The organism is Sporosarcina quadrami (assembly GCF_014836615.1).
Taxonomy (GTDB): Bacteria; Bacillota; Bacilli; order Bacillales_A; family Planococcaceae; genus Sporosarcina; species Sporosarcina quadrami.
In genome coordinates this window covers 107,300-133,204 of the sequence record NZ_JACSQN010000001.1, presented here as the reverse complement: position 1 = coordinate 133,204, position 25,905 = coordinate 107,300, and the positions used below count along the sequence as shown (strand labels likewise).

At 42.5% G+C, this 25,905-nt stretch carries 22 protein-coding genes, 1 other RNA gene and 1 other annotated feature; of the genes, 2 read left to right on the top strand and 21 right to left on the bottom strand.

Annotated elements, in window-relative coordinates; translation table 11 throughout:
* Positions 1-21 precede the first annotated feature (21 nt).
* From H9649_RS00640 to hisS, 5 genes are all read right to left on the bottom strand, one after another.
* On the bottom strand, positions 22-927 hold the full coding sequence (locus H9649_RS00640; RefSeq protein ID WP_191692715.1) for a chemotaxis protein: 906 nt from the start codon (positions 925-927) through the stop codon (positions 22-24).
* 85 nt (positions 928-1,012) lie between these two features.
* The gene (locus tag H9649_RS00635) at positions 1,013-1,777 is read right to left on the bottom strand and encodes a tRNA threonylcarbamoyladenosine dehydratase (RefSeq protein ID WP_191692714.1); all 765 of its coding nucleotides are present in this window, start codon (positions 1,775-1,777) and stop codon (positions 1,013-1,015) included.
* Between the two features lie 164 nt (positions 1,778-1,941).
* Positions 1,942-2,123: non-coding RNA, 6S RNA (ssrS, locus tag H9649_RS00630), on the bottom strand.
* Between the two features lie 97 nt (positions 2,124-2,220).
* Positions 2,221-3,978 carry an aspartate--tRNA ligase gene (aspS, locus tag H9649_RS00625; RefSeq protein WP_191692964.1) on the bottom strand — a complete coding sequence of 586 codons (1,758 nt, stop codon included), beginning with the start codon at positions 3,976-3,978 and terminating at the stop codon, positions 2,221-2,223.
* A gap of 18 nt (positions 3,979-3,996) precedes the next feature.
* On the bottom strand, positions 3,997-5,268 hold the full coding sequence (hisS, locus tag H9649_RS00620) for a histidine--tRNA ligase (RefSeq protein WP_191692713.1): 1,272 nt from the start codon (positions 5,266-5,268) through the stop codon (positions 3,997-3,999).
* Positions 5,269-5,338: 70 nt separating this feature from the next.
* Positions 5,339-5,574, bottom strand: a binding site (T-box leader).
* A 120-nt stretch (positions 5,575-5,694) separates the two neighbouring features.
* Between hisS and H9649_RS00615 the strand changes: the two genes are divergently transcribed.
* Positions 5,695-7,230, top strand: a complete 1,536-nt coding sequence (locus H9649_RS00615) for an SH3 domain-containing protein (protein ID WP_191692712.1) — start codon at positions 5,695-5,697, stop codon at positions 7,228-7,230.
* A gap of 43 nt (positions 7,231-7,273) precedes the next feature.
* Here the strand turns inward: H9649_RS00615 and dtd are convergent, their stop codons facing one another.
* From dtd to H9649_RS00580, 7 genes are all read right to left on the bottom strand, one after another.
* The gene (dtd, locus tag H9649_RS00610) at positions 7,274-7,714 is read right to left on the bottom strand and encodes a D-aminoacyl-tRNA deacylase (protein WP_191692711.1); all 441 of its coding nucleotides are present in this window, start codon (positions 7,712-7,714) and stop codon (positions 7,274-7,276) included.
* Positions 7,715-7,731: 17 nt separating this feature from the next.
* Positions 7,732-9,924, bottom strand: coding sequence for a RelA/SpoT family protein (locus H9649_RS00605; RefSeq protein ID WP_191692710.1), 2,193 nt, complete (start codon positions 9,922-9,924; stop codon positions 7,732-7,734).
* Between the two features lie 126 nt (positions 9,925-10,050).
* Positions 10,051-10,563, bottom strand: a complete 513-nt coding sequence (locus tag H9649_RS00600) for an adenine phosphoribosyltransferase (RefSeq protein WP_191692709.1) — start codon at positions 10,561-10,563, stop codon at positions 10,051-10,053.
* Entirely contained in the window at positions 10,554-12,902 is a 2,349-nt protein-coding gene (gene recJ, locus H9649_RS00595; protein ID WP_191692708.1) for a single-stranded-DNA-specific exonuclease RecJ, read from the bottom strand. The genes H9649_RS00600 and recJ overlap by 10 nt, the downstream gene beginning before the upstream one ends.
* A gap of 128 nt (positions 12,903-13,030) precedes the next feature.
* Positions 13,031-13,354 (bottom strand): LapA family protein, encoded by a 324-nt coding sequence (locus H9649_RS00590; RefSeq protein ID WP_191692707.1) that lies wholly within the window; start codon positions 13,352-13,354, stop codon positions 13,031-13,033.
* A gap of 81 nt (positions 13,355-13,435) precedes the next feature.
* The gene (gene secDF, locus H9649_RS00585) at positions 13,436-15,712 is read right to left on the bottom strand and encodes a protein translocase subunit SecDF (RefSeq protein ID WP_191692706.1); all 2,277 of its coding nucleotides are present in this window, start codon (positions 15,710-15,712) and stop codon (positions 13,436-13,438) included.
* Positions 15,713-15,846: 134 nt separating this feature from the next.
* Positions 15,847-16,263, bottom strand: coding sequence for a post-transcriptional regulator (locus tag H9649_RS00580; RefSeq protein WP_191692705.1), 417 nt, complete (start codon positions 16,261-16,263; stop codon positions 15,847-15,849).
* Here H9649_RS00580 and H9649_RS00575 point away from each other — a divergent pair.
* Positions 16,250-17,767 carry a putative polysaccharide biosynthesis protein gene (locus H9649_RS00575; RefSeq protein ID WP_191692704.1) on the top strand — a complete coding sequence of 506 codons (1,518 nt, stop codon included), beginning with the start codon at positions 16,250-16,252 and terminating at the stop codon, positions 17,765-17,767. The two genes, H9649_RS00580 and H9649_RS00575, sit on opposite strands and share 14 nt — an antisense overlap.
* Here H9649_RS00575 and H9649_RS00570 read toward each other — a convergent pair.
* The 9 genes from H9649_RS00570 to pheA all read right to left on the bottom strand — a co-directional run bounded on the left by H9649_RS00570 (position 17,761) and on the right by pheA (position 25,892).
* Entirely contained in the window at positions 17,761-18,402 is a 642-nt protein-coding gene (locus tag H9649_RS00570; RefSeq protein WP_191692703.1) for a DUF421 domain-containing protein, read from the bottom strand. The genes H9649_RS00575 and H9649_RS00570 overlap by 7 nt on opposite strands.
* 136 nt (positions 18,403-18,538) lie before the next feature.
* On the bottom strand, positions 18,539-18,814 hold the full coding sequence (yajC, locus tag H9649_RS00565; protein WP_225229592.1) for a preprotein translocase subunit YajC: 276 nt from the start codon (positions 18,812-18,814) through the stop codon (positions 18,539-18,541).
* Positions 18,815-18,853: 39 nt separating this feature from the next.
* Positions 18,854-19,993: a tRNA guanosine(34) transglycosylase Tgt gene (tgt, locus tag H9649_RS00560; protein ID WP_191692702.1), complete on the bottom strand. Its 1,140-nt coding sequence runs from the start codon at positions 19,991-19,993 to the stop codon at positions 18,854-18,856.
* 41 nt (positions 19,994-20,034) lie between these two features.
* Positions 20,035-21,075, bottom strand: coding sequence for a tRNA preQ1(34) S-adenosylmethionine ribosyltransferase-isomerase QueA (gene queA, locus H9649_RS00555; protein ID WP_191692701.1), 1,041 nt, complete (start codon positions 21,073-21,075; stop codon positions 20,035-20,037).
* Positions 21,076-21,115: 40 nt separating this feature from the next.
* Positions 21,116-22,126, bottom strand: a complete 1,011-nt coding sequence (gene ruvB / locus H9649_RS00550; protein ID WP_191692700.1) for a Holliday junction branch migration DNA helicase RuvB — start codon at positions 22,124-22,126, stop codon at positions 21,116-21,118.
* A 30-nt stretch (positions 22,127-22,156) separates the two neighbouring features.
* Positions 22,157-22,762, bottom strand: a complete 606-nt coding sequence (gene ruvA / locus H9649_RS00545; RefSeq protein ID WP_191692699.1) for a Holliday junction branch migration protein RuvA — start codon at positions 22,760-22,762, stop codon at positions 22,157-22,159.
* 131 nt (positions 22,763-22,893) lie between these two features.
* Complete coding sequence (locus H9649_RS00540) at positions 22,894-23,763, bottom strand: aminoglycoside phosphotransferase family protein (protein WP_191692698.1); 870 nt, start codon at positions 23,761-23,763, stop codon at positions 22,894-22,896.
* Between the two features lie 7 nt (positions 23,764-23,770).
* Positions 23,771-24,856 carry a LysM peptidoglycan-binding domain-containing protein gene (locus tag H9649_RS00535; protein WP_191692697.1) on the bottom strand — a complete coding sequence of 362 codons (1,086 nt, stop codon included), beginning with the start codon at positions 24,854-24,856 and terminating at the stop codon, positions 23,771-23,773.
* Positions 24,857-25,010: 154 nt separating this feature from the next.
* Entirely contained in the window at positions 25,011-25,892 is an 882-nt protein-coding gene (pheA, locus tag H9649_RS00530; protein ID WP_191692696.1) for a prephenate dehydratase, read from the bottom strand.
* Between the last annotated feature and the right edge of the window lie 13 nt (positions 25,893-25,905).

Genomic DNA, 25,905 nt, shown 5'->3' with positions numbered 1-25,905 from the left:
TGAAGGAAAGTGCTGTTTTATTTAGAGAATATATTTATCCATCTTTAATACAAGTTCTGCAATTTCAGGTTTGCTTACTTGATCGTCCGCGCCGACACTCATACCTTTATGCTTCAATTCATCTGTTATTAATGAAGAGAAGATGATAACTGGCAACATGGATAAATCCTTGTTTTCACGGATCCGTCTTGTAAAATGATGGCCATCCATTTGTGGCATTTCGATATCCGTGATGACCAATTGGACATTGTCAGACACCTTTCCGCCTTGTACTACGAGATTTTCCAAATAATCGAGCGCATCTTTACCATTTTCATAAAACTCTAAGTTAGCATATCCGGCTTCTGTCAGCGTATCATTCAATAATTTACGCAATAGCGGAGAATCTTCAGCGATCAAAACCCGTTTATCAGATCTTTCACGGACACCGAGTTTCTTAACTTCTTCTATTCTAATTCCACTGTCCGGATTGATTTCTAGAACAATTTTTTCAAAATCAAGTAACAAAAGCATGTCCTTCTCACGTTTAATAACGCCGATTACTTGTGATGATTCATCCGAATACAGTTCAGAAGGCTTTTCAATCTGATTCCATGATACACGGTGAATTTGTGATACTTCATGCACATGGAATACGACTTGCTGTTTATTAAAAGCTGCAACAATATATTTCCCTTCAGTTTTGCCTAGCGTTTTAGGCAGCCCCATCACTTTCTCCATATCGATAACCGGCAATACTTCTCCACGCAACTGAATAATCCCCTCAATGGATGGGTGTGCATGAGGAATTATTGTAATTGGTGTCGGTAAAATAATTTCTTTTACTTTAATGACGTTGATACCATATCGGTTCTCGCCCATTTCAAATTCTACAATTTCAAGTTCATTTGTACCGCTTTCAAGTAAAATACCGCCTTGATTGTGCATGATTTCATTTCCTTTCCGGAATCCTTAGTGCTCTCTCTATATATATCGTCATTTTTTAAAGGGTATCCATTGGTTTTGGGAAGTTTTATTTATCATTCACTCTTTCAATTGGCAAGTCTTTTACGATATCGTTCATGACCCAGCTAGCGCAAACGAGTCCTGCTACTGAAGGGACGAATGCATTGGATGCTGGCGGCATTTTCGCTTTACGGATGAGTGCATCAGGATTGCCTACTGAATCGACGACATCCTCTTTGATAACGATTGGACTTTCATCAGAAAAGACGACAGGTACTCCTTTTGAAATGCCTTCTTTTCTCAATCTGAGGCGGATGACCTTTGCGATGGGATCAGTATGTGTTTTTGAGATGTCAGCAATTTGAAATCGGGTCGGGTCGAGCTTGTTTGCCGCTCCCATACTTGAGATAATTTTAACACCGCGATTAAGACATTCTTTAATGAGATGTATTTTGTAGCTAATCGTGTCTGAAGCATCAATGACATAGTCAGGTTTGTGACTGAAAAACGTATCGCTTGTTTCGTCGGTATAAAACATGTGGAGTTCGATGACTTCACATTGTTCGTTGACGTCTTTTATACGTTCTTTCATCACTTCGACTTTAGAGCGACCGATTGTTGAAAGTGTTGCGACGAGTTGACGGTTGACGTTTGTAATGTCTACTGTATCTTTGTCGACAAGGATGATTTTACCGATGCCGCTGCGTGCGCATGCTTCTGCAGCAAATGAGCCGACTCCTCCTACGCCGAGTATTGCTACGGTTTTGTTACGCATGCGTTCAAGTCCTTCTTTGCCGATTGCGAGTTCATTTCGTGAGAATTGGTGTAACATATTATTTCCGCCTTTCTTAAGTTGAATAGTGATTTATTATAAGAACAATGTTTTACGTTGCGAGCAGAAGAATTCCTGGGCGAGTGTTTCTATCCATAAAAATAAAACCCCTCAGCGGTTAAGCTGGAGGGGTATGTGAAGTGTTACTATCGTTTGAAAGTAGAACGAATCCCGACTGTGCCGTCCTTTTGGTATCGTTTTGAACCCGCACTCAGCAGGTGGGTGCCCTATCTGTTCGTTTTGAAGTCCCCCGAGAGGGCTTTTCATCCGGAGCAGAATAGAAGCTCCCTACGACAATAATGTTGGGTCAAAAATGACTAGCAAAAAACGTACACTTCAGGATTCGTATTACTAGTATCCTATCACATAATTTTATACGAATCAATCATTTAACATTTACAAATTTCAGCAAGTTTCAAAACAATGCTTGTTGTCCTATCAACTTACTTCGGACTAACAGCTATTCCAAGCTCTTTTAATTGTGCATCATCTACTGTACTTGGTGCTTCTGTAAGTAAGCAGCTTGCGCTTGCCGTTTTCGGGAAAGCGATTGTATCGCGTAAATTTGTTGAACCTGACAATAACATTACAATTCGGTCGAGGCCGAATGCAATTCCGCCGTGCGGAGGTGTGCCGTATTCGAAAGCGTCTAATAGGAAGCCGAACTGTTCACGCGCTTCTTCTTCTGTGAAGCCGAGTGCTTTGAACATCTTCTCCTGAATGTCACGTTTATAAATTCGAAGTGATCCACCACCAAGTTCATAGCCATTTAAGACAAGGTCGTACGCTTGTGCTTTAACAGCACTAGGATCAGATTCCAATTGTTCAACGTTTGCTGGCATTGTGAACGGATGATGTGCTGCGTAATAACGTCCGTCTTCTTCGTCGTATTCGAACAATGGCCAATCTGTTACCCAGAGGAAGTTGAATTTCGATTCATCGATCATGCCAAGTTGTTTTCCGAGCTTCAAACGCATTGCCCCTAAAGCATCAGCAACTACCGATTTCTTATCTGCGACGAAGAGAAGCAAGTCTCCTGCTTTCGCTCCAAGTGCATTAATCAACGCATCAGCTGCTTCTCCTTCGAAAAACTTCGCAATTGGACCTTTTACTCCTTCAGCATCGACTTTCAGCCAAGCAAGGCCTTTTGCTCCGTAACGAGCTGCATATTCCCCAAGCGCGTCAATGTCTTTGCGGGAGAAATTATCAGCTGAACCTTCGACGTTAATCGCTTTTACTTGTCCACCTGATTCAATGGCACCCGCAAAGACTTTGAATGAGCTGTCTTTCACTAATTCTGAAACGTCTTGCAGTTCCATACCAAATCGAGTGTCTGGTTTATCTGAACCGAAACGGCCCATCGCTTCGTCGTATGGAAGACGCTTGAATGGAGTTTCAATTTCAATTCCTTTAACGTTTTTCATCACTTTTTTCATAAGTCGTTCGTTTAACTCAATAATTTCTTCAATGGACATGAAACTCATTTCCATATCAATTTGAGTAAATTCCGGCTGGCGGTCTGCACGCAGATCTTCATCGCGGAAACAGCGAGCGATTTGATAGTAACGGTCAAAACCGGAAACCATCAGCATTTGCTTAAATAATTGTGGCGACTGCGGTAATGCATAAAACTCTCCGTCATGAACACGGCTTGGTACGAGATAATCTCTCGCTCCTTCAGGTGTAGATTTTGTCAAAATTGGTGTTTCCACTTCGAGGAATCCTTCATCATCAAGGAAATTACGAACTGTTTTAGTAATATCAGAACGCATTTTGAATACTCTTGCCAGTTGTGGACGACGAAGATCCAAGTAGCGGTATTTAAGTCGTAATTCTTCATTCACGTCCGTTTCTTCTTCAATCATAAATGGAGGTGTTTTTGCTTCATTAATTATTTCTACTGAGTCAATATGCACTTCAATTGAACCGGTTGCCAATTTATCGTTTTTCTGATTGTCTTGGCGCTCGATGACCTTACCACGGACTTCAATAACATATTCACTTCTAATTTTCTCAGCAGTTTCAAGTGCCTCTTTTGAAAGGTCAGGGTTGAATACAATTTGTACAATTCCTGAACGATCCCGTAAGTCTACGAAGATTAAACCGCCTAAATCTCTTCTTTTTTGTACCCACCCTTTTAATGTGACTGACTTCCCTATCGTTTCCGCTGTCAATTCTCCGCAATAATCTGTCCGTTGCATAGTATTCATCAACCTTCCTTATTTCAACTTTTCGTGTAATGCCGTTACTATAGTGGAGTCTGCCACTTTTTCTTGTGATCCGTCAGCCATATTTTTCAGTTGCACGACTCCATCAGCTACTTCATCTTCACCGATAACAATAACCGTTTTCGCCTTGAAGCGATCTGCAGATTTCATTTGGGCTTTCATTTTACGATCCATGTAATCCATATCAGCACGGATTCCTGCATTACGTAATTCATTCAACAATTTAAAACCTTTACGGTGAGCATCTTCTTCCAATGTGACAATGTATACATCAAGATCAGCATCTTTCGTAAACGATTTACCTTCAGCTTCCATCGCTAGAAGAAGACGTTCAATGCTTAAAGCATAGCCGACTCCTGGCGACGCCGGCCCTCCAATTTCTTCTGCAACGCCGTTGTATCTACCGCCGCCGCACAAAGTTGTAATTGCGCCGAAGCCGCTAGACGTGCTCATAATTTCAAAAGCAGTATGATTATAGTAGTCAAGACCACGTACGAGATTAGGATCCAGTTCATATGGAATTCCAATTGCATCCAAATGCCCTTTCACTTTTTCGAAATAAGCGGCTGATTCTTCATTCAAAAAATCGGCAAGTGACGGAGCAGATTGCATTAATGGATGTTCGCGGTCCACTTTACAGTCAAGAATACGAAGTGGATTCTTTTCCAGGCGAGCTTGGCAATCTCCGCAAAGTTCATCAATACTTGGTTTAAAGTGCGCAATAAGTGCTTCTCTATGAGCAATTCGTGATTCTTTATCGCCTAGTGAATTGAGAACGAGCTTGTAATCTGTCAACCCGACTCGCTTATACAGTTCCATCGCAAGTGAAATGACTTCTGCGTCTATCGCTGGATCTGCACTGCCGATTGCTTCCACACCGAACTGGACAAACTGTCGATATCTTCCTGCCTGTTGACGTTCATAACGGAACATTGGTCCTTGATAATAAACTTTGACGGGTTGATCGGCATAACCAAACATTTTGTTCTCTACATAAGAACGTACGACAGGCGCAGTCCCTTCAGGACGCAATGTCATTGAACGATTTCCACGATCGGTAAATGTGTACATCTCTTTTGTGACAATATCGGTAGTATCGCCAACAGTTCTTTGAAACAACTCCGTCTGTTCAAAAATCGGTGTCCGAATCTCTTTGTAGCGATACTTATCACAAACGTCACGTATGACGGATTCAACACGTTGCCATTTCCAAGTTTCCGAGGGCAATATATCCTGTGTTCCTCTAGGCACTTTAAAATTCATTTAAATACCCCTTCCTTTTTCTGATTGATCTGATTGACAAAAAACAAAAAAGCCCCCATCCCTTGTTTGCACAAGGGACGAGAGCTAGTATCAGCTTCCGCGGTTCCACCCAAATTGGTACTTTAAAAGCGTACCCACTCGTATCCGGTTAACGGCCGGTTCCGTCCATACCTACTGAATAGAATTGTTCAGCATGGAGCCTCGTTGGTGTTATTCACTATATCCGTCTGTAGGATGAATTTCAGCCAAGTTCATCCCTCTCTTATCAGTCTGCAATACAGCTACTTTCCACTTCATCAGCACATTGTATAAAGTTTAATTAACCATAATCTTAATCATTCAACGTGAAAGTGTCAACCTTTTTCATATTGATGTGGTTTTTTCCAGTGAAAGCTTTTACAATGTTAAGTAAGGGAGAGTGATAGTTTGTCTAGGAGTTGTAAATGGTTTTTAGCTTTCATCCTTTTATTTTCAATAATTATCGACTTACCAGCTGTTTCAGCAAATGGGGAAACGGTCACGATTAACACAAACTCTTTGAATATCAGGTCTGGCCCAGGTCTTACTTTTCCTGTTACTGGCTCACTGAAAATGGGAGCTCGCGTAACAGTCGTTTCTACTCAAGGGGATTGGTTAGAAATACAAATGAGTTCTGGTTCTGGATGGATTGCATCATGGCTTGTGAAAAGTGATGACGCAGTAAAAGCTGCAAATGGGACCGCAGTTTCAAAAGTGAATGCCCTTAACATCCGAACGGAACCTTCTTTAAATGCCGCGGTCATCGGAAAGATGAATGCTGGAGATAATGCCATCATCACTAGCCGTAAGGGAGAATGGGCTTCCATTTCAAGAAACGGAACAGATGGTTGGGTACATACAGCGTATATTACAGAAGTGAACGCTAAAGAGACCGGAAAGAACGAGAAAGTTCATCATACTGTCTCAGCAACTCCAGAAAAATTCGTTGTTGCGGTTGATGTCTTGAACGTTAGAAAAGAACCTGGACTCGATACGAAAGTATTGACGCAAATCCATAAAAATGAATCATATCCAATTGAAGCAGTTGAAGGGAATTGGGTCCTCATTACGCTAGATAAGGACAAGTCCGGGTGGGTATATACATTCCACGGCACAATGGATGCAAGTGTTGAAACGTCAAATACGCCGGCATCAGCGAAAAAAGTAACAGTGCTGACGAACGGGACAAATATCCGTGCTTCCGCTTCAACATCATCACACATAATCACGAGAGCGAATGCCGGTGAAAAATTGGATGTGTTGAGCGAAGACGGCGAATGGTTCAAAGTTTCATTGCAGACAGGTGAAGAGGCTTTTGTTGCCAAGTGGGTTGTATCGACTGGCAATGTTGCAATAGCCGATACAACTAAAGAAATGCAAAAAGCACCTCGTACAAGAGGGACTTTAAAAGGTTTGACAATTGTCGTCGATGCCGGTCACGGTGGGCATGACAGAGGCACTACGGGCATACAAGGTACAGACGAGAAACTGTTAACATTAATGACCGCTGAATTGTTGGCAACAAAATTGACAGCAGCAGGCGCGAATGTCGTTATGACGCGGGATTCGGATACGTACGTTTCGTTGCGCAAGCGGGCTTCCATTAGTCAGCAAGCTAATGCTGATGCATTTATCAGTTTGCATTACGACGCTAACCCTGACTCATCAATAACAGGGTTCACTACGTATTACACGCACAGCAACCAAAAAGCACTAGCAACACACGTCAATGAAGGACTCGGATCTTCCGTTGCGCTACGAGACCGCGGGGCACAGCCTGCAAACTTCCTCGTGTTGAGGGAAAACCGCTCGAATTCGATTTTGATCGAACTTGGCTTCCTCTCAAATCCAACAGAAGAACGGATGCTTACGACAGAGTTATTCCGCGAACAAGCAACACATGGCATTTACCAAGGCCTTCTTGATTATTTCGATGCAAATTAAAAATAGACGAAAAACCGCAGACCCTATACCGGGTACTGCGGTTTTATTTGGATTCGATAATTATTGTTACTGGACCGTCATTTGTTAACTGAACATCCATCATCGCTCCGAAAATTCCGGTCTCAACATGAAGTCCTTCATTACGCAAGCTATCGTTGAAGTAGTCCCATAAAGGGCCAGCCTGTTCAGGGCGAGCAGCGTCGATAAAACTTGGGCGGCGGCCTTTTCTGACATCCCCATACAATGTAAATTGCGATACGGATAAAATCGCACCGCCTACTTCATCAATCGACTTATTCATCTTGCCATCTTCATCTTCCCACAAACGTAGACCCGCCACTTTCTTGGCAATATAATCGGCATCTTTCTCGGTGTCTTCATGCGTGACACCAACAAGAAGGACGTAACCTTTCTCGATGGACCCAGTCACCTCTCCCGCCACTTCCACCGAAGCACGACCAGATCTTTGCAAAATGACTTTCATCCCAAACACCTCTTCACTTAATGAATAATCCGTTGGACGGAGTAGATATCTCGTATTTGTTTAATCCGTTCGACAATACGTGTCAAATGCGCAATATCCGTAATTTTAATCGTCATATTAATTTTCGCCATTTTATCTTTATCCGCTTTTCCGCTAACCGCGACCATCGGGGTTTTCGTATCAGCGACGACCATCATCACTTCATTCAACAAGCCTTGTCGGTCAAAAGCAGAAATCTCGATATCGACTTGGAAATCTTTACTCTTGTTCATTTCATCCACTGCCCATTCAACTTCAATGAGTCGATCATTGTCTTCAGCATGTATATTCGGACAATCTGCCCGGTGAACGGAAACACCGCGCCCTTTTGTAATGAATCCGACAATATCATCTCCTGGTATCGGGTTACAACATTTTGAAAGACGGATCAGAAGGTTTTCCAATCCTTTAACGATGACACCTGATTCTGTCGTTTTAACAGGTTGTGGTGTCTTCATATCTGAAACGATTTTATCAATCGTATCTTGTTGTTCACGTTCTTTACGCAATTTCTCAGCAAGGCGGTTGACGACTTGCTGTGCGGTAATCCCGTTTGACCCGACCGCAGCATACATGTCCTCTTCCGACGTAAAGCTGAACTTGTCAATCACTCGTTGTATATTGTCGTTCGTAAGTACGGTCTTTTGATCATATTCCTGGAGACGTATTTCCTTTTCCACCATTTCGACGCCTTTGTCGATATTCTCTTCCCGTAATTGCTTTTTAAAATAATGGCGGATCTTATTTCTCGCCTGAGAAGTGTTGGCGATTTTCAACCAGTCACGGCTCGGTCCGAATGATTGTTTCGACGTAAGGATTTCAACGATGTCGCCGGTAAATAACTCTGTATCAAGCGGCACCATTTTACCGTTAACTTTCGCTCCAATCGTACGGTTTCCGACTTCAGAGTGAACGCGGTATGCAAAGTCAATCGGCACGGAACCTTGAGGAATTTCAATGACATCCCCATCAGGCGTGAAGACATATACCATATCCGAGAACAGATCGAATTTCAGTGATTCCATGAATTCTTCTGCATTGGATGATTCATTTTGGAATTCGAGGATTTCACGGAACCATTTCAGTTTGGAATCGATATTATCCGGTTTCTCTGAAACAGTTTTCCCCTCTTTGTACGCCCAATGCGCTGCAACCCCGTATTCAGCGATTCGGTGCATTTCCTCTGTACGGATTTGCACTTCTAATGGATCTCCGGCAGGACCTACGACAGTCGTATGAATCGACTGATACAGATTTTGTTTGGGCATAGCTATATAGTCTTTGAATCTCCCCGGCATCGGCTTCCAAAGTGTATGAATAATTCCGAGAACAGCGTAGCAATCTTTGATACTCTTCACAACAATACGGATGGCAAGAAGGTCATAGATTTCGTTAAACTCCTTGTGTTGAAGCACCATTTTACGATAAATTGAATATAAATGTTTTGGACGGCCGTTAATATCTGCCTCCAAGCCCATTTCATTTATTTCACTCCGAATGAGATCCATGACGTTCGACAAATACTTTTCACGCTCATCACGCTTGCGTTTCATCATGTTCACTATTCGGTAATATTGTTGCGGGTTCAAATAACGCAGCGCAGTATCCTCTAACTCCCACTTAATCGTGGAAATCCCTAACCGATGTGCAAGCGGGGAGAAAATATCCAAAGTTTCAGCTGAGACCCGTTTCTGCTTCTCTTCTGACACATGTTTCAATGTCCGCATATTATGCAGTCGGTCTGCGAGCTTAATAAGGATGACTCGGATATCCCTCGCCATCGCAATGAACATTTTACGGTGGTTCTCTGCCTGTTTTTCTTCGTTCGATTTAAACTTCAGTTTTTCCAGTTTGGTTACACCATCAACAAGCATGGCGACTTCTTCACCGAAATCACGGATAATATCATTTCTGCACACATTCGTATCTTCCACTACATCGTGAAGGAAGCCTGCTGCAACTGTCGACGGATCCATCTGTAATTCTGCCAAGATACCAGCGACTTGGACAGGATGCAGTATATAAGGTTCTCCAGAACTTCTAAATTGACCTTCATGTGCTTTCTTTGCCGCAACGTAAGCCTTCTTGACGAACGCGACATGCTGTTCATTCATGTAGGATCCAATCAATTCAAATAGTTCTTCAACCGTCATGTCCCGATTTTTCGCCATTTAATTACTCCTTTCGACCTTTTCCGCAAAAAAATTAAAGATAATTCTATTGTATGTATAAGTAGTATGTAATGTAAAGCCCTTATAACAAAAAGATCCTCCGCAACATGGCGAAGGACCTCAATATCAATAGGTCATTAGAGATTGAACTTTATAGCCTTCCAACTTTTCCCGTCCGTTCAAATAGGAAAGTTCGATTAAAAATGCACATCCTGCTACCACTCCGCCCAATTTCTCAACGAGCTCGACAGTTGCTCCAACCGTACCACCAGTGGCAAGTAGGTCATCAACAATTAACACACGTTGCCCTGGCTTAATGGCATCGTTATGTATAGTTAAAGAGTCTTTTCCATACTCAAGATCATATTCCACTGAAATCGTTTCCCTTGGCAGTTTACCTGGTTTACGGACTGGTGCGAATCCAACTTCTAGCGCATAAGCAACAGGACAACCGATGATGAATCCTCGCGCTTCAGGTCCTACAATAATATCTGTTCCTACTTCTTTTGCGAACTCTACGATTTTGTCTGTCGCATATTTATAAGCTTCGCCATTATCCATTATTGTCGTAATATCTTTGAAGCTAATGCCTTTTTTAGGATAATCCGGTACGATTGTTACAAAACTTTTCAAATCCATAATTGTTCCTCCCTGATGACCGTTTCGTCACAAACATCATCAAACCATTTTTTTAGTTCCATATAGGAAGCGTAGACAAGCGTTTTTTCCAATTCAATCTGACGCCCTCTATTCTGATAAGCAGCAGACTCGGATAACTGTTTCTTGTCAGCATCTTCAATGACAATTGCAAGTCCATCCTCTATCTTAACAAATCCAAGCTCAGAAAACACCTTTGTCATGAAATATATCGTGTCGATTTTCCAACCTTTATGTTTTGATAACTGTTGAACTTGATTTCGAAGGTCAAATGAACCTCTTTTTTTCAAAAAACTATAATACCACCCAAAATGCTCACGGCTCGGTACACCTTCAAAGTACTTAGATTCAGGGACATAGAAATGAGCATATATACGTTTAGGGTTCACTGAAGCTATTAGTTCTTTCAATTGTTGTTCCTTTTCAGGTACATCTAACAGGACTATATAATCTGTATCCGTTATGTCAGCATGACCAACATGATGAATTAGGACTCCATCAAGTACTGTACTGAAATGGTCAATTGTAGATTGTTGGAAAGCGACATACACCGTTCCGTTTTCAGGTAACAGCTGTGTCCATCTGCCCGGTTCACGAATACCTCGTAAATCGAACAATTGTCGCTGATTGGACAGTAAATCCTCTAATAACATCTGTGGCTTTTTCCTACCGTTCCATTCATTCACTTGTAAATCGCCTGTAATGGATAACTTTGCGCCTGGACTGATTGCATCTGCTAGTTCGCCATCACCAAAACCGATTACATCCAAACTGTCAGTTCCATCGGACAATTCCATTTTCAAATGATTTTTAGCTGCACCGATTTTCCGAATGGATGTCGGTGTAAGATTTTCAATCATAAATACAGGCTTTTCAAAAGACATGCCAAAAGGTCGGAGTTGTTCCATGCTTTCCAGGACGTCAACATCGATTTCACCGATTGTCAATGGTACGTCAATCCGGAGTTGTGGAATGAGCATCTCTGTTGTCAATACTTCTTTTGCTTGCGCATTCAGTCTGGATCTCAACGCAACTACATCATTTACAGAAAGAGACATTCCTGCCGCCATTTCATGACCACCAAAATGCGATAGAATGTCTGCATTTTTCGACAGCTCTTTGAACAGATCGAAGCCCGCAATACTTCTGCCAGACCCTTTCGCAATCCCTGTTTCGTTATCTACGCACAGAACGATTGACGGACGGTAATACTTTTCTGTCAATCTTGAAGAAACGATACCAACTACACCTGGATTCCATCCCTCTCCTCCTATGACGAGGACTTCAGGAATGCTATCTCCGTACATATCGATTACGGCTTGTTCAACCTCTTCTGCAATCGTCGAAACGATTGCTTGTCGTTCCTTGTTCAATGAATCAAGACGCTCAGCAAGCGCAATAGCTTCTGCTTGTCCTTCAGCCTTTAAAAGATACACTGCATCATCTGCACTGCCGAGACGTCCAGGAGCGTTTAGCCGTGGTCCGATCATGAAACCAAGTGATTCCTCAGTCAGGCTCTGTTGTTCCGTACTACTCACTCTCACCAGTGCTTGAATGCCGGGTCTTTTCGACTTTCGCATTCGTTTAATACCTTCTTTGACGATGAATCTGTTTTCATCTTTTAACGGAACTAAATCCGCAACTGTTCCAATTGCTGCTATTTCATAAAGATCCTCTGGCACTTCTCCAAGTAATGCGCTTGCTAATTTGAATGCTACCCCTACACCCGCCAATTCACCGAAAGGATAAGTGCCTTCAGGATGTCTCGGATGAATGATGGAAAAAGCATCGGGAAGTACTGGACCGATTTCATGATGGTCAGTGATGATGACATCCATACTGACAGAATTGGCATATGCAACCGCTTCCAACCCTGAAATCCCATTATCGACTGTAATGAGTAAACCTGTTCCTGCTTCATGCAATTTCTGGAACAATTCTACATTAGGACCATAACCGTGCTCAAAACGATTAGGAATTGCAAAATCCACATTTGCTCCCAGCATCTCAAGAGCGGTCGTCAGCACCGTAACACTCGTCACTCCATCTGCATCGTAATCGCCATATACGGTAATTTTTTCATTCGCTTCGATTGCTTGCCGTATTCGCTCAACACTTTTTTTCATATCGAATAGTAAAAACGGATTGTGTAAACTGTCATTACTCATATGTAAAAATGATTTTACAGCTTCCACATCTGTGTACCCTCTGGAAACTAGTATTTTTGCATGGACTGATGGTAATTCGAGTGCGCTCATTAATAACTTGACTGATTCTTCATCAGGGCGGTCAATCGTCCATCGTTTTTTTGATTGAATCAAAATAAATCACTTCCTCTACAGTTCATTATATCGGATATGTCATGTCACTTAAAGGAAAGAAAATCTAATGTGAATTTCCTCAAACAAAAACATCCTTTACAAAAAGGATGTCAACTGTCGCTATCGACCTATTTCATTTCATCATGCGGTGATTTAGCAGAATCCCTAAGTGCCACAATTTCGTTTTGCTGATCAGCAATCGTTAATTCCTTTGCGGTCATTTCTTTTTTCAATTCATTGATGGAGCGGTTTATCTTGACTGTTTTGAAAATCGCCATGAATCCGCTAATTGCAGCACCAAGTAAAGCTGTGAAAAGAATGATGAGGATTAACGGCAGCTGTGCTGTTCCGAATAGATAATTCACTTTAACGGCTTCAACATTTAATACTGCAAAGAACGCGATTAATATCGCAAAAATGATACTAAGTATAATTGCCCATTGCTGTTTCATTAGTCGCTCCCCTTTCTAAACATAAAAAAACAGAGTATACACAAAGTATACCCTGTTCATATAATCATTGAAACGTGTGTCTTAAACGACGGGCTCGTCTGAACCCCATTGCTTTTTCTCTTTTTCTATTTTCAATCCGCCTGACTTCTTCATTTCTCTCTTCTTCAAATCAAACCAGATTTGTGCTGAGATGAAGATTGACGAATACGTACCTGCGATTAAACCGATTAAAAGTGCGATTGAGAATGGACGAATTGCTTCCGCTCCAAGCGCGATCAATGCAACGACTACTAAGATAACTGTCAACACTGTGTTAACAGAACGTCCTAACGTCTGTCGCAACGATTTGTTGACGATTTCCGCTAGCTCGTTCTCATCATCAATTTTGCCAACCTTACGCATGTTTTCACGAATACGGTCAAAGGTGACAATTGTATCGTTAATCGAATAACCGACTATGGTCAATACAGCAGCGATGAAGGTAATATCTACTTCAAGTCTCGTTATACTAAATACTGCGACCATGAAAAATGCATCATGGATCAAACCAATAATTGAAGAAACACCCATTCGCCATTCAAATCGGAATGCGACATAAATGATAATGCCTAGTGCGGCAATTATCAATGCCTTAAATGCGTTTTTAGCCAATTCTTTACCGACTGTATTTGAAACTGTCGATACGTTCGGATCAGATCCGAACTTAGCTGTCAGTTCTTTCTTGATCGTATTGACTGTTTCCTGTTTGAACTCCTCTTTGTAACGGACAACTCCAATGTTGTTCGTGTCACCGGAAATGACGATATCAGATGATGGTTGGCCGAGTTCTTCCAATGCCGCTGAAACTTCTTCAGTCGTTATTGTTTTATCAGCTAAAATTTCAACACGCGTACCACCTGAGAAGTCAATGCCAAGGTTTAACTTGAATATCCCGAGCACAATAATTCCTGAAATGATTAAAACAATGGATATTGCATAGAATTTCTTCCGTGAATGTACAAAGTCGAATCGATCGAACTTCGTTGTCAAATCAAATGTGTCTTTGTTTTCTTCAGGAGCATGAACCCGTTTCTTAGAAATCCCGAACAATCCTGTTTTCCCGTCAAGGAAACCACTATAGACGAGAAGACCAAGCAACAGACGTGATCCCCAAACAGCAGTCAAGAAGCTGACAAGGATACTGATGATAAGCATCGTCGCAAACCCTTTGACAGAGCTTGTCCCGAAGATGAACAAAACAACTGCTGCAAGTAATGTCGTAATGTTCGCATCAAGAATTGCAGTAAACGCCGATTTTGCTCCAACAGTGAACGACGTCTTCACCGATTTACCAATACGCAGCTCTTCTTTAATACGCTCATACGTCAAGATGTTGGCATCGACCGCCATACCGACCCCGAGCATAAGTGCTGCAATACCTGGCAGCGTCAATACACCATTAATGCGTGTAAAGACGAGCAAAATGAGATAAATATAAACTGACAATGTAATAACAGCAACAAATCCAGGAACACGGTAATAAATAAGCATGAATAGAAGAATTAGTGAAATACCGACGATTCCAGCTAGAACTGTCTTATCTAATGCTTGTGCACCGAATTGTGCCCCTACAGAAGTAGAGTAAATTTCTTCAAGATGAACAGGAAGTGCTCCAGCATTTAAAATTCCTGCTAAGTTTTTTGTTTCATCAACAGTGAAGCTACCTGAAATTTCAACGTTTGATGAATTAATTGTACGTTGTACGGAAGGAGCAGATATGAACTTCTGCTTATCAGCAGGCTTCATCCGCTCTTCACGGTATGAGTCGACGCCTTCTTCAAAGTCCATCCAGATGACCATAACGTTCTCTGGCATTTTTGAAATTTCCGATGTAACTTTACCAAACTTGTCCGGGTCTTTCATTTCTAGTGTGACGACAGGATTGCCGTTTTCACCGAAATTCGCTTTCGCTTTACCTTCTTTAAGATCGTTTCCATCTAACATCAGATTATCATCTGCGTCTCGGAACGTCAGATTCGCTTGCGTGGACAAAAGTTCACGAGCAGACTCCTGATCTTCGACACCTGCCAATTGAACACGAATTCGGTTGTTCGATTCAACCGTAATATTCGGTTCACTAACACCGAGTACGTCAACACGGTTACGCAAAGCGCCAGCCGTATCACTTACAACACTTTCTGTGATGTTTTTATTTTCATCACCTTTAAGTGGCAGTACTTCATACAGAACTTCAAATCCACCTTGCAAATCGAGTCCGAGTCTTACGTCTTTTATGATTGGATTGGATGTAACGCCTACTAATGAACCCAACATGACGAGTAATAGTAAAAATGCTACAATCCGGCTTCTTTTCTTCATCAATTAGTTCCCCCTCTGTACGGCGAGCGGCATGTGTTTGCTATGTACAGTTTTTAAAAATACAACACTCCAATTATGAGACAGAGAATTCCATCTGTCAAATCGTTCGGTGCTCGGTAACTCATACATTCTCTTTAACTCTTAGGAGACAGCAACAATTGCAATTCATCACTGTTCAAATCAGAGAACCAATCTGAGCCTCTTTGTTCTTCTATTTGCGTATATGTCATGAATTCTGGAGCTGTTATTCTAAGTACATCATTGACGATTTCATGAATACGCATTGTGGAAATATTTTTCTTTCGCCATTTCTTTTTAACACAGTAATCCCAAATCTCTGCGTTCATCACTGTAGGATAGCCATACAAAACGAGTTCATCGCGCTTGCTCTGGATTGCCGGCAATGCTTGATAATATAATTGTTCGAATTGGATCTTCACCTTCTCCATTCCTTTCACGTTCAGTCGTAAACAGATAAAGCTATGCATAGGTTTAGTGTATACGAAATGATCGGAATTGAGAAGGAGTTGTTTAGAAATGTCCACTTTCATTCGTGGAACCGCCATATTAATGATTGCCGTTTTCATGACCAAGCTATTAGGGTTTGTTTACCGCATACAATTCATGCGTGTCGCAGGAGAAGAGGCAGTCGGTATTTATATGACCGCTTTCCCAGCATTTATCTTCTTTCTCTCACTCGTCCAGCTCGGTGTTCCGATAGCTGTAGCAAAAGTGATAGCGGAATTAAAAGCTAGGGGCGAATCTGCCAAGCTTCCTGCTGTCATGAAGACGGCAACGGTCATTACAATATTGACCGCAATAGTATTCTTACCTTTGTCTATCCTTTTCGTTCCATTCCTATCAGAGACATTGCTTGGGAATGCAGCGACATCAACCGCATTATACGTAGGTATTGCCATCATTCCAATTGCGGCGGTAGGCGGATTGATACGTGGATATTTTCAAGGTATCGTCAGAATTGAAGAAACAGCGTGGTCACAAATCATTGAACAGCTATTCCGTATCATTTTAATCACTATACTATTACCTATTGTTTTAGTACCTGATAACAGTGCAATGAACGCGGCATATGCAATGGGAATAACATTGCTTGCAGAAATGTTATCTGCTGCGTATCTATACTACAAGTATTATCAACATAAACGTTCAGATCGCAAGCCTGGCGATACAAAAGAGCGATACCCAATGGAGCCGATATTATCAATAGCCCTTCCTTCTTCGGGTAGTCGCTTGTTCGGCACTTTCACATGGTTTCTTGAGCCCATAATCTTTTTGCGCGCGCTATCATTGGCAGGAGTTGGAGCAGTTGCTGCTACATCGCTTTACGGTGTCATCTCAGGCGTTCTTATTCCGTTACTGTTATTCCCGTCCTTCATACCATACGCGCTCTCAGTCGTCCTTGTACCAGCTGTGAGCGGGGCTGCAGCGACTAGCAACAAAAAGAAATTACAAGAACGCATCCAATTGGCATTGCGGCTCTCCGCACTGACTGGAGCTTTTGCGGCTGCCGTTTTTTATATCCATGGACAAGATTTAGCGGAAAAACTGTTCAAAATCACCGATGGCGGATCGTATATGTCATTACTTGCTCCCATATTTTTCTTTTACTATATCCAAAGTCCCCTGTACTCCATATTACAGGCGACAGGAGATGCAAAAGCCGGAATGATGAATTCAGTCTATGGAGGAATCGCCAAATTAGGCGTCATGTTCATCTTAGCGTCACAAGCTGGATTACAAGTTACAGGTGCAGTACTCGCCATTGGATTCGGGGTACTCGTCACTTCTTTCCTCCATATCGCAACTTTACGGAAGAATAAAGCGGCTGGCGCCGGTTTTACAATGTTTGCGCTACCGTACGTATCCTTTATTATGACAGCAGTCATCCGACCGATTTTCATACCGATCGGACAGTTCGGATTAGTGACAGAATGTCTAATTACATCATTGTTCCTCCTGATTATTTTAATTCTTTTCGGTCAAGTGAAGAAAAATGACGTTCTCATGTTAAAGCGTCTTGTGAAAACTTATTGAAAATCCTGTTTTAGTTGAAAATGGAGTTCACCTTGCTCGTAGCAGCAATAAAAAACCTGTTGAACATCATTGACACCTAGCTCTTTCAAGCCAGTTACAAGCCAATCTTCTGACTTTCCAATAAGTTTCACATGCCTCGACAGGATGACTCCATCTGAAATAAGCGCCAATACAGGTGGTGTCTCATTTGACGTGAAAACGGATAAATTTCCTGATGGCTCTAAATATGCATGTGTAACTTCTAGTATGGAGCCAATTTGTTTTTCCCTTAACTGTTGAAACAGATCATCGAGATTATACCGCTGTTTACGCATCTCTTCCTCTTGTATAATACCATTTAGAATGATGGCTGTCGGATCACCATCTACAAGATCTCTGAACTTTTTACTTTTTAAAGAAAGTAGAGAAGTCAGAAGTTGGATGCCAAGAAGCAAGAGAAGTGGCACTATAGAGTGACTCAGTTTTTTATCTGGAGAATCCAAAGCAAAGGCTACGACTTCAGCCATAATAACAAAAATGACAACATCGATTACGCTCAACTCCCCCACTTCGCGTTTCCCCATCACGCGTAGTATTAAAACAATGAGCGCGTACATGAATACTGTTCTAAGACTAATAATTAGTAAATCGGACATGGCCATCCACCCTTTCTTCTGAAAGGATGCCTTATCCAGAACAGGAATATACACAAAAAAGAGGCGGCTTACAGGGAATAACCTGTAAGACCACCTCTTCAAACGTTTTCAGGCAATTTACCTTATACGCTAATTATCAGATTGCGCTTGCATCTACTACACGGCCGACAGCTTGTCTGTCGAACTGCAAAGTCGTTCCATCCGCAACTTTCAAGAACACGGAGGACTCGTCCACTGCATCAATTGTACCGTGGATACCACCGATCGTAATGACTTTATCGCCACGTTTTAAGCTCTCTTGCATCGTCTTCGTCTGCTTTTGTCTCTTTTGTGCAGGTCTGATCAATAAGAACCACATAATCGCGAACATCGCAACAATCGGAAGTAATGTACCTAACATATCACCATTCATTTAATTTCCCCCCTCTTCTCCTATTTTATTATACAAGATTTAAAAGTTTTTTGCATTTGGTTTGTTGAAACCGTACTGTTCAAAAAACTCTTCACGGAAATCGCCTAGGCGATCATGGCGAATCGCATCTCTCACTTGCTCCATCAAATTCAAGAGGAAATGGAGATTATGATAGGACGTCAGACGGATACCAAAAGTTTCGTTGGCACGGATTAAATGTCTGATATAGGCTCTACTATAGTTTTTGCACGTATAACAATCGCAATTGGGATCGAGCGGACCGAAGTCACGTTCGTATTTCGCATTTTTTACGACGAGACGTCCTTCACTCGTCATCAAAGTACCGTTACGCGCAATTCTTGTCGGCAAAACACAGTCGAACATGTCCACTCCACGGATCGCACCATCGATAAGAGAATCCGGTGATCCAACACCCATTAAATAGCGAGGCTTGTCACTCGGTAACAATGGTGTCGTCTGCTCCAATACACGATTCATAATATCTTTCGGTTCCCCTACAGATAATCCACCGATAGCGTATCCTGGAAAATCCAGTGAAACTAAATCTTTCGCGCTCTGCTTACGCAGCTCCTCGAATTCACCGCCTTGCACAATTCCGAACAGACCTTGATCATCAGGACGGGCATGCGCTGCCAAACATCTTTCAGCCCACCTTGAAGTCCGTTCAACACTTGCCTTCATATAATCATATGTCGCAGGGAAAGGAGGACATTCATCGAAAGCCATCATAATATCCGAGCCGAGGTCATTTTGAATATGCATTGCCTTTTCAGGACTAAGGAACAGTTTACTGCCGTTAAGATGGTGACGGAAATGAACACCCTCTTCTTCGATTTTCCTAAACTCACTTAGTGAAAATACTTGAAAACCACCTGAATCTGTCAAAATGGGACGGTCCCAGTTCATGAATTTATGAAGCCCGCCCGCTTCCTTAATAATGTCATTCCCCGGTCTTAGCCATAGATGATACGTATTACTGAGGATGATGCCTGCCCCCATTTGCTTCAACTCTTCAGGGGATTGTGTTTTGACAGTTGCCTGAGTTCCTACAGGCATGAAAGCCGGTGTTTCAAAAGAACCGTGCGGTGTGTGGACGATGCCTAAACGTGCTCCAGTCTGTTTACATGTTTTAATATGTTCGTACGTAATTGCTGCCATTGTTGAAATTCCTTTCGTTGGGGGACTGTTCTAGAGCCCCTTTACTTTTTTGATGGTTTAATGAACATCGCATCACCGAAACTGAAGAAACGGTAATTTTCTTTAACCGCTTCATTGTAAGCAGCAAGTACATGTTCGCGCGTTGCTAATGCCGAAATAAGCATGATTAATGTAGACTTCGGCAAATGGAAATTCGTCAACATCCCGTCAAGTATGCTGAATTCATAACCCGGATAGATGAAGATCGATGTCCAGCCGCTTGAAGCGACTATTTTGCCATCGTTCAGCGTAGCGATCGTTTCAAGCGTACGGGCAGAAGTTGTTCCGATGGCAATAATATTACCGCCGTTCGCTTTCGTTTCATTTATCGCATTTGCAGTGCTTTCACTGACTTGATAATATTCTGCGTGCATCGTATGGTTTTCAATTGTATCGACACTCACTGGACGAAATGTACCAAGACCCACATGCAAAGTGATGAATTCAATTCCAACACCTTTGTCTTTAATCGCTTGGAGGATTTCTTCTGTAAAGTGAAGTCCAGCAGTCGGTGCTGCTGCGGAGCCTCTTTCTTTTGCAAAGACCGTCTGATAACGTGATTGATCATCTAATGACTCTGTTATATAAGGAGGCAGCGGCATTTGACCTAGTGCGTCCAGTATTTCATAAAAGATGCCAGCATAGCTGAATTTAAATTTCCGTCCGCCTTGCTCCATGATGTCTATGCATTCTGCTGTTAAACGGCCGTCACCAAATGTGACAATCGTGCCGATTTTAACGCGCTTCGCTGGCTTGACGAGTGTTTCCCATTCGTCTGATCCAGTTTCTTTTAATAGCAACACTTCAATAGAGGCGCCTGTGTCTTCTTTAACACCAATTAAACGGGCAGGAAGGACCCGTGTATCGTTAAGAACGATCATGTCACCTGCATTCAGTTCGTCGATGATTTGACGGAACTGACGGTGTTGTACTTCTCCTGTTTCTTTGTTTAGTACCATGAGCCTGCTTGCTGTTCTGTCAACCAAAGGGGTTTGGGCGATCAAACGGTCAGGCAATTCAAAATCGAAATCATTAACATCCATTAGTTCTGTATACTCCTTTTATTGTAAAGTGACCACTTTTTCAGTATTCATTACCTTCTGGCATAGCATAGCCGAAATGGGTATATGCGAGTCCGGTTGCGACTCTTCCTCGCGGGGTTCGCTGGATGAAGCCGATCTGCAAGAGATACGGTTCGTAAACATCTTCAATCGTGATCGATTCTTCACCAATGCTTGCTGCGATCGTATCGATTCCGACTGGACCGCCCCTGAAGCGCTCTATCATGCTTCTAAGTAGCTTATGATCGATATGATCTAAACCATGTGAATCGACTTGCAACATTTCGAGTGCTTCTTTTGCAATCGCCATTGTAATATTGCCGTCGCCTCTCACTTGTGCGTAATCCCTGACTCTTCTAAGAAGACGATTGGCAATACGAGGGGTTCCTCTCGACCGTCTGGCGATTTCAACAGCAGCACTGTCATCGATTGCAACGTCAAAGAGGCTTGCGCTACGTATGACAATCTCTTTGAGTGGGCCTTCTTCGTAGTACTCAAGACGCAACGGAACACCGAAACGGTCACGTAAAGGCGCAGATAGTGAGCCTGCCCTTGTCGTAGCCCCAATCAATGTAAAAGGCGGAAGGTCAAGACGAATCGACTTTGCGGAAGGTCCTTTACCAACGACTATATCGAGACAGAAGTCTTCCATTGCAGGATAAAGCACTTCCTCAATGGAACGGTTCAATCGATGGATTTCATCAATGAACAACACATCTCCAGGCTCTAGTGACGAGACGACTGCGGCGAGATCACCTGGACGCTCGATTGCCGGACCACTTGTCATTTTGACATTGACACCCATTTCATTAGCAATGACAGATGCTAATGTCGTTTTTCCAAGACCTGGCGGACCGTACAAAAGGACATGATCCAAACTTTCACATCTACCTTTAGCCGCTTGTATGAAAATGCTTAAATTATCTTTGACTTTTTCTTGTCCTATGTATTGGTGTAACGTTTGAGGACGTAGAGACTGTTCAAAGTTATCATCATAATTAGTTTGCTCACTTGAAATGACGCGATCCATCATCGACCATTCCTCCTTTCCTACTCGTTTTCATCACTTTTGCTTTAACAGTAAACTTAGCGCAAGTTTCATATAACCTTCTGTATCAAGTTCTTCTTTCTGCATATCAGACCGGACTTTTGTTAATTCACGTTGTGAATAACCAAGTGCCTGCAATGCAAGTACTGCTTCTTCCAAAGAATCATTCTCTGCCATCGATAAAAGAGTAGATTCCGTATCGGGCATGTCGATTTCTGTGAACAAATCATGGAGTTTGCCTTTTAAATCTAAAATCATCTGGCGCGCTGTCTTCTTGCCGACACCCGGAAATTTCACAAGAAAAGCCTCATCTTCTCTTTCAATTGCACCAATTACTTGTGAAGGGATGCCGCTCGCTAAAATAGCTAATGCTCCTTTTGGACCGATACCTGAAACGGTAATGAGCTTTTTGAATAGTTCACGTTGCTCAAGTGATTTAAAACCGAGAAGCCATTGCATATCTTCACGCACATGTAAGTACGTAAAAATTTGTTGTAGATCCTCCGTTTGATGAAAAGCATAGGGATTCGGCGTCATAATTTGCCATCCGATGCCGCCTTGTTCAAGCGTTATGTATTCTGGTGTCACCCGTGTGACTATGCCTTTAATATAATCGTACACGTCATTCTCCCCCTAGTATAGGAACTATTATAGCATACGAACGCGTTTTCTACCTAAAGAAGATCATGTGACCGTTCATTAAAATGGACGTAAAAATAAGCCGCTATTAGGCGGCTTCTCTTACTATTTATCTACTTCATAATCCGCTCTACATCATACCATAACTTTGGCCATGAAGAGAGAGCTGTATCAGTGAACGGAATAAGTTTTCTAGCTAAACGTTCCTGATTATCTTCTGGTAATGAGAGAAGATGCAACCACTCCCTCAAAACCTCATTCGGATAAAGGATCATCGCTTTTGAAGCATCATCCAAATGATTCAAAACGGTCTGTTCTGCTAATAAAAAATCCAAATGATAACCGATATTCGGCAAGACACGATGTACCCAAAGAGCTAATTCTACACCAGGAGGCCCTGTACAAGCGAGATCAAAATCAATGAATCGGATAAGTCCATTGTAATCACGCAAAATATTATGGTGGACGACATCTCCATGCAAAAGCGTGTAGCCCGTTTGCTTTCTTTTCGTCTTCCTCAATACAGTTAACGCAAGTTGACTGTACGACACGATTTCATCGACAATCTGTTTGCCGAGATGCATTTCCAAGGCCGTACGATTGTCGATGAAACGGTCCAATCGATCTTTCCATTTATCTAACAGCTGATATCTATGCAAATAAGGAGACGCATCCCAATCAATTTGTTCACTTGAATTATGAAGTGCTCGCAAAGCGAGAAGCGAATCTGTGCGGTCAATTCTTTTTCTAAAATTCACAGGACGCGTTCCATCAAACCAAGGTTGCATAATCAGTAAAGGATCATCCGTTTCTAATACAGGAACAATATTCGGAAATTGAATAGCATGAAGCTGCCTATGAATATAATCTACTTTGACGGCAGTGGAACGAGATTTGTACCTTTTCAATGAATAGGCCGCATCCCCTTCCACTAACTTCCATACATTCTCTTTTACTTTCCGTATATTTTTTTCAATGGCCATAAGCCAATCAACACGTTCCGCAATCGTTATTATCTGGTTGGCTATAATATGGATATGGCTGCTGATGCATTGGCATCTGTTGCATTGGCCATTGTTGCGGTTGCATCGGCATTGGCATCATCATTTGTGGATAATATCCATGATGGTGACATCCGTGATGATAGACTGGCTGGCACGGTTGACAGTGGTAATACTGCTGTTGCGGATGCATCATCCCATAAGGGTGTTGCTGTCCTGGCGCTATCATCTGAGGCATGTAGCCTTGTTCAGGCGGACAATGAACCATATGGTGCGAAGATTCCATTTGAGGCATATGCGGCACATGAGACGACTCCATCATCTCCCAACCGCTCGTTGGATAAGATGGCGGTGTGCCCGTTCCCATTCCGGGATAAATCGGTGATTCTTCCCAATCGTATTCTTGACTCGACTCCATCATGTCAATCGCCGGCGGTTTTGTTCCCATCTGTGCAGGCGGTGTTGGCTGCATCGGCATGGATGGCAATTCAGGTGTTGGTAATGGCAACGGTGGTGTCATCTCTTGATGGTGTACCATCGGGTAGCAGTCTGCGTCAAAAATCGGCATCCATCCACAAGGAATCGGCATCGGCATGACCGGCGGATAAAACTGCGGCATCGCCATCGGTGGCAGCTGCGGTGCAGGTGGTGTCGGCGCTTGTTCAGCAGGTGGCTTTTGCTCAGGTTGTTGTGGCTTCATGACAGGTGGTGTCGGTTTTGGCGGCATAGGTGGTTTCGGTTGCGGCTTTACTGTTTCTCCTTGCGGCGGTAAAGGAATAGGCTGCATAGGCTTCGTCGGTTTTGTCTGCACACCAGTTTCAGGCTTTTTTTGTGTTGGTGGCTTGGACGGCTTTACAGGTTGTGTTTCTTTACCTTGCTGTGGTTTCTTGTCAGGAACTTTCATCGAAGGCATATGTTCTTTTTTCTTCGCTGGTAAAAAGATTTTCATGCCTGGCACAATATAATCCGGATTTGCCAAATGGGCGTTCACTCTTTTCAAATCTTCAAATGAGATACCGTATTGCCTAGCAATCTTCCACAAGGTATCCCCTTTTACAACAATATGGACATCCACTAAAAAAATCCCCCTTCCATCATTTCATCGTATGAACGAACGCCCGATTTGGTGACGTTATTAAAAGTAGGCGCCCTCTCTCTTAGTATGTATATTGTGGAGTAGGGAAGAATATTCATTTATTTATTGCAAAAAACCTTCCAACTAAAATGAATTAGCGGGAAGGTTTTTGTTCGTACGTGTAATAAGTGCCAAAGGAGCGTACGTTGCAGTTGAGAGCAGCGAGTTCTTCTAAGGCTCCTCTCATCATAGGGTGGTCTTCGTTTTCGAGGACGTCGATGATGAAGAAGTAGTTGCCGAGTCCTGTTTTTAGCGGACGGGATTCGATTTTACTCAAATTCAGTTTGCGCCATGCAAATACTGAAAGAATTTGATGGAGCACTCCTGAACGATCGTCTTCAGGTAATTTCACCATGAAAGTCGTTTTAGGGTTATCGGCATGACCCTTCGCTTCCAAGTAGCCTTTTCGCATTGACAACACAACGAAACGCGTATGATTGAAATGAAAATCGTGGATATTTTCTTCTGCGATATGTAGTCCATACTTTTTTGCTGCAAGCCGATTGCCAATAGCTGCAATGCGCAAGTCCGGATTTTCAGATACGTATTTGGCAGCCGCGGCCGTTGAAGTCGTCTGGATGAGTGGCGTGCGGCGATAATGATATTGCAAGTATTTATGACATTGTGCTAGTGCATGTGGATGAGATTGAACAGAATCCAATTTGTCCAATGCATCTTTCTGCTTTTCATTCACCATCAAATGCTGTTCAATTGGTGTAGAAATTTCCGCGTTGATGAACAGATCGCTTCCATGGAACAAATAATCGATTGTCATCGGCACGGAACCTTCTAATGCATTTTCAAGCGGCACAATGGCATAGACCACTCGCCCTGTCGCTACAGCTTCTATACAGTCGGGTATTGTCGGTTGAGGCATGAGTCCGGCATTTCCGAAGAGATAAGTTGCTGCTACATGGGTGAATGAAGCTTCAGGTCCCAAGTAGGCAACCGTAGGTGAATATTTTAAATCTGTCACTTCAGCTACCTCC